Consider the following 7,369-nt stretch of genomic DNA (forward strand, 5'->3'; position numbering starts at 1 on the left):
TGCTCCGCATGGCCAAGACTGCGACGGGTTATCGCTGCACCGAGTGCGGCTGGCGCACGCTCAAGTGGGTCGGCCGCTGCGGCGAGTGCCAGGCGTGGGGCACGGTCGACGAGGAGGGCGCCAAGGGCGTCCACGTCGTGCGGGCCGGGGCCACGACGGGGCCGGCCGTACCGATCGGCGAGGTCAAGGCCGAGATCGCGACCGCGCGCACCACCGGCGTGGGCGAGCTCGACCGGGTCCTCGGCGGCGGCGTCGTGCCCGGCGCCGTCATCCTGCTGGCCGGCGAGCCCGGCATCGGCAAGTCCACGCTGCTGCTGGAGGCGGCCGCGTCCATCGCCCAGCGCGCCACCGTGCTCTACGTCACGGGCGAGGAGTCCGCGGCGCAGGTCAGGCTGCGCGCCGACCGCATCGGGGCGCTGCGCGACAACCTCTACCTCGCCGCGGAGACCGAGCTGTCCGCGCTGGTCACCCACGTGGAGAAGGTCCAGCCCCGCTTCCTCGTGGTCGACTCGGTGCAGACGATCAGCTCCGCGCAGTCCACCGGCGTGCCCGGCGGCGTCACCCAGGTGCGCGAGGTCGCGGCGAACCTGGTCCGGCTGGCCAAGGAACGCAACATGGCGACCGTGCTGGTCGGCCACGTCACCAAGGACGGCTCGATCGCCGGGCCCCGCACGCTTGAGCACCTCGTCGACGTGGTGCTCAACTTCGAGGGCGACCGCCACTCGCGGCTGCGCCTGGTGCGCGCGGTGAAGAACCGCTTCGGCCCGACCGACGAGGTGGGCTGCTTCGACCTGCACGAGCGCGGCATCGAGGGCATCACCGACCCCACCGGGCTGTTCGTCTCCCAGCGCAGCAAGCCCGTCCCCGGCACCTGCGTGACCGTGACCGTCGAGGGCACCCGGCCACTGCCCGCCGAGGTCCAGGCGCTGGTCGCGCGCACCGAGGCGCAGCAGCCCCGGCGCACCACCTCGGGGCTCGACTCCTACCGGGTGCAGTTGGTGCTGGCCGTACTCGAACGCCGGCTCAACGCCAAGCTGGGCGGGTGCGACGTCTTCACCGCCACGGTCGGCGGGCTGAAAATTGCCGACCCAGCGGTGGATTTGTCCGTTATGCTCGCCGTGGCCAGTGCAGCGGGTGACAAACCGCTGCCTTCCGGTCTGGTCGCTCTCGGCGAGGTCGGGCTGGCCGGGGAACTGCGGCCGGTCAAGGACGTCCGGAGGCGGCTCACCGAGGCCGCGCGGCTCGGCTTCACCCGCGCGCTCGTACCCGCCGGATCGCTCGAAGAATCCGGCAACAAGCGCGCCGGGCAGCGCTCGCTGGTGCCGGTGGGTCCGGTGTCGTTCGCGCCCGGGTTCGAAGTCGTCCAGGCGGAGAACGTGTGGGACGCACTCACACACGTCACATAGCCCCGCTAAGCTGAAGTTGACATATCTACACGGGGGTCAGGTGCCAAACGACAGGAGTCTTGACGACCGCCGTCGCGAAGCCCTGGCCGCAGTGGCGCCGGGCACACAGCTACGCGACGGCCTGGAGCGGATCCTGCGCGGGCAGACCGGCGGCCTGATCGTGCTGGGCTACAACGATTCCGTCGAAGACCTGTGCAGCGGCGGGTTCCTGCTCGACGTCGAGTTCTCGCCCACCCGCCTGCGCGAACTGGCCAAGATGGACGGCGCGATCGTGGTCCACCACGACGAGGACAAGATCGTCCGCGCCGCCGTCCACCTCGTGCCCGACCCCTCCATCCCCACCGACGAGTCCGGCACCCGCCACCGCACCGCCCAGCGCGTGGCCCGCCAGACCGGCCTGCCGATCATCGCGATCAGCAAGTCCATGCGCATCATCGCCCTCTACCTCGACGGCATCCGCTACGTCCTGGAGGAGTCGGCCGCCATCCTGTCGCGCGCCAACCAGGCGCTGGCCACGCTCGAACGCTACAAACACCGCCTCGACGAGGTCTCCGGCACCCTGTCGGCGCTGGAGATCGAAGACCTGGTGACCGTCCGCGACGTGGCCGCGGTCGCGCAGCGGCTGGAGATGGTCCGCCGCATCAGCGACGAGATCAAGGGCTACGTGGTCGAACTCGGCACCGACGGCCGCCTGCTGTCCCTGCAGCTCGACGAGCTGGTGGCCGGAGTCGACTCCGAGCGCGAACTGGTGGTCCGCGACTACCTCCCCGCCCCGGCCGGCCGCCGCCACCGCAACTTCGCCGAATCGCTCCACTCCCTCGACAACCTCACCGGCAGCGAACTCCTCGACCTGTCCGCCGTCGCCCACGTCCTGGGCCACAGCGGCAACGAAACCCTCGACAGCCCCGTCAGCCCGCGCGGCTTCCGCCTGCTGGCCAAGGTCCCCCGCCTGCCCGCCACGGTCGTCGACCGGCTGGTGGACCACTTCGGCGGCCTGCAGAAACTCCTGGCGGCCAGCATCGACGACCTCCAGGCCGTGGGCGGCGTCGGCGAGTCCCGCGCCCGCAGCGTCCGCGAGGGCCTGTCCCGCCTCGCCGAGTCCAGCATCCTAGAGCGCTACGTGTAGCCGGCTGTGTTGTTGTTTTCTCCCCGCGCGGTCTGGACCCCTCCGTGCGCTTGTTCCGCGCCGTGCGCCCTTTGACCGCCTGTTTCCGTTACGGCAGGCCCACCACCCCGCCCCGCCGTCCTCCGCGGGCGCCCGTCGAGCGATGGTCGTGAGGGCTCACGGGGTACTCGCCGCTACAACTCCGCCCTAGGCACGCGGGATGGCCCGGCCGGCCGCCGTCCAAGGCGCCGGATCACCACCGACCCCCACCCCACCGCCCCGGCCCCTCCCCGGGTTCCCCGGCTGTCCCACGGCCGGTTGGGGGCTAGCGGAGGTGGAAGACGACCAAGGGGCTTTTGAGTTTGCCCAGGCGGGCCACTGCCACGTAGGTGCCGGGGAGGGCGGTGGGGCCGTTGGCCGTGCATTCGGTGCGGGAGCGTTTGCGGTCCCAGTCCACCGTGCGCACGAACGGGATCCCCCGCTCCAGCTTCTGCGCCGTCCCCGTCTCCCCGCTCACGCAGTCGGCCGTCGACCAGATGCGGTCCTCGCCGGACGTGATGCGGATCTCCATGGCCCGCGGCCCCACGTCGGTGGTGCACATGACCTGGCCGGTGTTGACGAGGGTGGCCATCAGGTTGGGCATGGCGCCGGCGCCGTACACGTCCTGCCTGCCCTGCAGGTTGAGGACCAGGTCGCTCTCCTCGCACGGCGCCCCTGGGCGTTTCACCTTGGCCGGGGCCGTGGTGGCGGGGTTCTTGGTGGGGGACGGGGTGGGGCTCGGGCTGGCCGTACCGAGAGCGAGGGTGCGCAAGCCGGCCAGAAGCGGATCGGCCGCGGGCGGACCGCTGCTCGTCGCGGTCTCTGCGCTGGAGGTCCGCTGCGGACCGCTGGAGCCGCTGGAGCAGGCCCACGCCACGACGGCGACCACCACCAGCACGCCGACCAGCACGCTCATGCGCCGACGCCAGTAGACGTCGCCGCCATCGCCACGCATCGCATCCGAATCCATACGCACAGCATGGTAATTCTGTGGCCACCGAGGGTGACGACACGCCGTCGGCGGCCCTTTCCGCGTACGCTAAGCCGGGTGATCGAGCCGATCCTCCTACACACCCCCGTTCTGGAGTGGTACGCCGACAACGCCCGAGACCTCCCCTGGCGCGCCGATGACGCGACGCCGTGGGGTGTGCTGGTGAGCGAGATCATGCTGCAGCAGACGCCGGTCGTCCGGGTGCTGCCGATCTGGCACGAGTGGATGGAACGCTGGCCCACTCCGAAGTCTCTGGCCGTCGAACCGCCGGGCGAGGCCGTGCGCCACTGGGGCCGCCTCGGCTACCCGCGCCGAGCGCTGCGCCTGCACGCGTGTGCCAAGGCCATCGCGGACGAGCACGGCGGCGAGGTCCCCTCCGACCACGCGACGTTGCTGGCCCTTCCCGGCATCGGCGAGTACACCGCCGCCGCCGTGGCCAGCTTCGCCTTCGGTGGCCGCCATGCCGTCCTGGACACCAACGTCCGCCGCGTGTTCGCGCGCGCCGTGCGCGGCGACGAGTACCCGCCGACCGCCACCTCCGCCGCCGAGCGCCGCCTCGCCGAAGCCCTCCTACCCGCCCTGGGCGCGCCTCGCTGGGGCGTGGCCGTCATGGAACTGGGCGCCTTGGTCTGTACGGCCCGCAGCCCCAAATGCGCCGACTGCCCGATCTCCGACCTGTGCACGTGGCGCCTGACCGGCAAACCGGCCCACGACGGCCCGGCCCGCAAGGGCCAGACGTACGCCGGAACCGACCGCCAATGCCGCGGCCGCCTCCTGGCCGTGCTCCGCGCCGCCCACGGCCCGGTCCCGAAGTCGGCCCTGGACGTGGTCTGGGACGACCACGTCCAACGCGAACGCGCCCTGGACGGCCTCATCACCGACGGCCTGGCCGAACACCTGGACGACGGCACCTACCAACTCCCCACCTGACCCATGGCCGATGGCGTGCGGGCTTGAAGGCGCGGAGGGCCACCCGGCGCCCCGGGCGGCCTTCCGGCGGGGTCAGGCGATCCAGGCCGGGGTGCCGAACTCCTTGCCGTCGGCCCCGAAGGCGTGGGCGTCGCCCGGTGCGGTCACCACGGCGGTGTAGCCCTCGGCACCGTCGGCCACGATCTGGCGGGCCGTACGCGCGGGCATGATCACGGTGTCACCGGCCGCGACCGCGAACGTCTCCTCACCCAGCGACACCGTGGCGCTCCCGGCGATCCAGGTCCACACCTGCTCGACGTCGAAGTCGTGCAGCGGCCCCTGGCCACCCGGCTTCACTTCCACCCGCCACAGGGAACGGCTCGCGCCGCCCTGCGTGGGCGAGGCCAGGGTGGTCATGACGCCGCCAGGAGTCTCGGTCACCCGGGCGTCGGCGTTGCGAACTACTGTCATGGCGCTCTCCTCATGTAAAATAGACAACCAAGTTGTCCATAAGGTAAACGAGGTTGTCTATCATGTCAAGCGAGCCCCCGGGCTTCGAGTTGCCGCTGCGTCTGTTCATGGCGTTCCGCATGATCATCGACGAGCTGCACGCCGAGCTCGCCCGCCAGGGCCACCCGGACGTTCGCCCCATGCACGGCTTCGTCATGCAGGCCGTCGGCCCCCACGGCACCACCGCCGTCGACCTCGGCCGCACCCTGGGCGTCTCGAAACAGGCCGCGGGAAAGACCATCGACACGCTGGAACGCCTCGGCTACGTGGAGCGCAGCACCGACCCGGCCGACTCCCGCCGGAAGATCGTCAAGCTGACCCCGTACGGGGTGGACGCGCTGATGAAGTCCGCCGCCATCTTCGACGACCTGCGGCGCACCTGGTCCCACACCCTGGGCGAGGACCGGCTACGCGCCCTCGAACAGGACCTGCGCACGATGACGCCACCGGACTTCTTCCGCCTGGACATCCCGGGCTGGTTCGGCGGCCTGTGAAGCAAGACCCGGCGCCCGAAGCCAGCACCTCCGGCACATCGTGCGCCACGAGCCCCGGTTCACCCGCCAAGCCCCTCACCGCCACCCGACCCGGCCCAGGCGGGGCGGTACACCCCCGAGCGGGGACGAGGCGGCGGGGGCGCGTGAACAAGACGGCGGAACGCCGCTGAAGGGGACTAGGCGGCCAGCTGGAGGCCGAGGCTGGTGAGGTTGGTACGGGCCCAGTCGAGCTCCTCGGCGAGGAGGGAGACCAGGGCGCCGGGGCCCTTGGCGCGGCCGGGGACGATGAGGTTGTGGGTCTCGACCTCGATGTGCGCCGTGCCGTTGACCGCCCCGGACAACATCGCCGTCAGCGTGTCGTGCAGGACGGCGCCGGTGCTCGGGTTCTCGTCGGTGTGGTTGTGCACGTGGCCCAGCTTGACCACGGGCGCACCGGCGGCGGCCAGGCCGCGCAGCGCCTCGCCGGGCTCTTCGGCACCACAGGCCAGATGACAGGCGTCCAGGCAGACGCCGAGGTGCTCGGAGTCGATGCCGCAGACCCGCTCCAGCGCCTGCTCGGTCGTCTCCAGAACGCACCCGGGCCACGGCTCGAAGCCGACCCGGATCGTCTTGCCGGTGACGCTGTAGATGCCGCGCAGCTCGCGCGCCAGCCGTTCCAGCCGCTTGGTGGCGATCGTGTGCAGATCGGACGGCCAGTCGCGCCGCCACCCGATCGGAATCGTGGAGATGCTCCCGAACCGCACATCCTCCGGCAGCAGGAACGCCAGGATCTTGGCCAGGGCCATCGTGTAGCGGTAGCGCTCGGGCTTGGCCCAGTCGGGGCCGGGAACCTCCTGGTTGCGGCCACCCGTCCCGTTGAGGCTGACGACCTCGAGCCCGCGTTCCTCCAGGGAACGGCGCAGGCGTACCAGCTCGATGCGGTCAGCCGTCAGATGATCGGCCACGGCGGGCGACAGCCACAGCCCGATCCCCATGCGCTCCACCCCAAGCCGCTTGCGCACCGGTACGGCGTAGCGGGTGAGGTGGGCGATCAGGTTCTCGAGGTCTTCCGCGGGGTGCACGCCTGCGTTGTAGGCCAGGTGAACGAGCGTTCCGTCGTCGTGACGCAGGCGCATCGGCTTCCTCCACGGCTTGCACTGGTGTTGTTCCGGTCGCCCGCCTCGGGATAGCGCGGCCCTTGTCCGAGCATGTCTGCTCCCGGGTGATCCACGCGTCCGCCCTGAGTTGATTCCTCACTACTCCCCAGGGAGCAGCCTCACGGTAGGCGCACCTTCTTGTGGCGCACTTGGACGAGACTTGGCGACCTCATGCTCTACGCAGTGTAGTACTACCTGCCGTGGTGATACACCCCGTCCGCCCAACGATTCGGAAACATTGCCGCCCACCCCACCCCGCCACCGAAACCCTTCCACCCAAACCCCAGAACCCCACCAAAGCCACGACAACGAAGAGCGTGGTCACGCGCGACTGGACACAAGCGTTAGCCCCTGGTGTGACGACGCAGTCGAGAGAGGTGCCTGCGCCGCAGGAAAGGCCCGCAAGGTGTTGACACCCCGGGTGTGGCGTCCCTGGACGCGCCACGGGCGTTGCCGCCACTGCAGGGTGCAGGCGGCCTGGGTGTTGGTGTCTTGGCGCTGGTGCCCCTGGGCCGCGGAGCGTGGGCAAGTGTGCGCGCGTCACGGCGGGGAGCGGTGAGGCGGAGGAGCGTGCCCCTGGAGGGCCGGGCAGGCACGACGGCGGGTGGGGCCGACCAGGCTTGCCGTAACAGATACAGGGCTTGAGAGCGGCGTCGCAACAGACGCCGACGGACGAGAACGAGCCCCCCGCGGAAACCGCCGGGGGCTCGATCTGACCCCGCTCAGAACGGGATCGGCGCTGCCAACGCCGCCGCCGAGACGGGCACCTCGGACGGCGC

General features: G+C 71.1%; 7 protein-coding genes. 4 read left to right on the top strand and 3 right to left on the bottom strand.

What is annotated here, in order from left to right; all coding sequences use genetic code 11:
* Positions 1-8 precede the first annotated feature (8 nt).
* Positions 9-1,406, top strand: coding sequence for a DNA repair protein RadA (gene radA, locus ACFWY5_RS46355; protein WP_379611924.1), 1,398 nt, complete (start codon positions 9-11; stop codon positions 1,404-1,406).
* A 40-nt stretch (positions 1,407-1,446) separates the two neighbouring features.
* Positions 1,447-2,532 carry a DNA integrity scanning diadenylate cyclase DisA gene (disA, locus tag ACFWY5_RS46360; RefSeq protein WP_184971346.1) on the top strand — a complete coding sequence of 362 codons (1,086 nt, stop codon included), beginning with the start codon at positions 1,447-1,449 and terminating at the stop codon, positions 2,530-2,532.
* 304 nt (positions 2,533-2,836) lie between these two features.
* Here disA and ACFWY5_RS46365 read toward each other — a convergent pair whose 3' ends face one another.
* Complete coding sequence (locus ACFWY5_RS46365; protein WP_379611926.1) at positions 2,837-3,520, bottom strand: hypothetical protein; 684 nt, start codon at positions 3,518-3,520, stop codon at positions 2,837-2,839.
* Between the two features lie 195 nt (positions 3,521-3,715).
* Between ACFWY5_RS46365 and ACFWY5_RS46370 the strand changes: the two genes are divergently transcribed.
* Positions 3,716-4,471, top strand: coding sequence for an A/G-specific adenine glycosylase (locus tag ACFWY5_RS46370; RefSeq protein ID WP_379611999.1), 756 nt, complete (start codon positions 3,716-3,718; stop codon positions 4,469-4,471).
* Between the two features lie 72 nt (positions 4,472-4,543).
* Here the strand turns inward: ACFWY5_RS46370 and ACFWY5_RS46375 are convergent, their stop codons facing one another.
* Complete coding sequence (locus tag ACFWY5_RS46375; protein WP_379638696.1) at positions 4,544-4,921, bottom strand: cupin domain-containing protein; 378 nt, start codon at positions 4,919-4,921, stop codon at positions 4,544-4,546.
* A 62-nt stretch (positions 4,922-4,983) separates the two neighbouring features.
* Here ACFWY5_RS46375 and ACFWY5_RS46380 point away from each other — a divergent pair, with 62 nt between their 5' ends.
* On the top strand, positions 4,984-5,454 hold the full coding sequence (locus ACFWY5_RS46380) for a MarR family winged helix-turn-helix transcriptional regulator (RefSeq protein WP_379638697.1): 471 nt from the start codon (positions 4,984-4,986) through the stop codon (positions 5,452-5,454).
* A gap of 176 nt (positions 5,455-5,630) precedes the next feature.
* Here the strand turns inward: ACFWY5_RS46380 and ACFWY5_RS46385 are convergent, their stop codons facing one another.
* Positions 5,631-6,569, bottom strand: a complete 939-nt coding sequence (locus ACFWY5_RS46385; protein WP_379611930.1) for a TIM barrel protein — start codon at positions 6,567-6,569, stop codon at positions 5,631-5,633.
* Between the last annotated feature and the right edge of the window lie 800 nt (positions 6,570-7,369).

The sequence above is a fragment of the Nonomuraea sp. NPDC059007 genome (assembly GCF_042740555.1).
In the GTDB taxonomy this organism is placed as follows: domain Bacteria; phylum Actinomycetota; class Actinomycetes; order Streptosporangiales; family Streptosporangiaceae; genus Nonomuraea.

Coding starts and splice junctions, on each gene's coding strand:
- ACFWY5_RS46370 (WP_379611999.1), top strand. CDS start 3,716: ATGCTGCAGCAGACGCCGGTCGTCCGGGTGCTGCCGATCTGGCACGAG.
- ACFWY5_RS46375 (WP_379638696.1), bottom strand. CDS start 4,921: ATGACAGTAGTTCGCAACGCCGACGCCCGGGTGACCGAGACTCCTGGC.
- ACFWY5_RS46385 (WP_379611930.1), bottom strand. CDS start 6,569: ATGCGCCTGCGTCACGACGACGGAACGCTCGTTCACCTGGCCTACAAC.
- ACFWY5_RS46380 (WP_379638697.1), top strand. CDS start 4,984: ATGTCAAGCGAGCCCCCGGGCTTCGAGTTGCCGCTGCGTCTGTTCATG.
- ACFWY5_RS46365 (WP_379611926.1), bottom strand. CDS start 3,520: ATGGATTCGGATGCGATGCGTGGCGATGGCGGCGACGTCTACTGGCGT.
- radA (WP_379611924.1), top strand. CDS start 9: ATGGCCAAGACTGCGACGGGTTATCGCTGCACCGAGTGCGGCTGGCGC.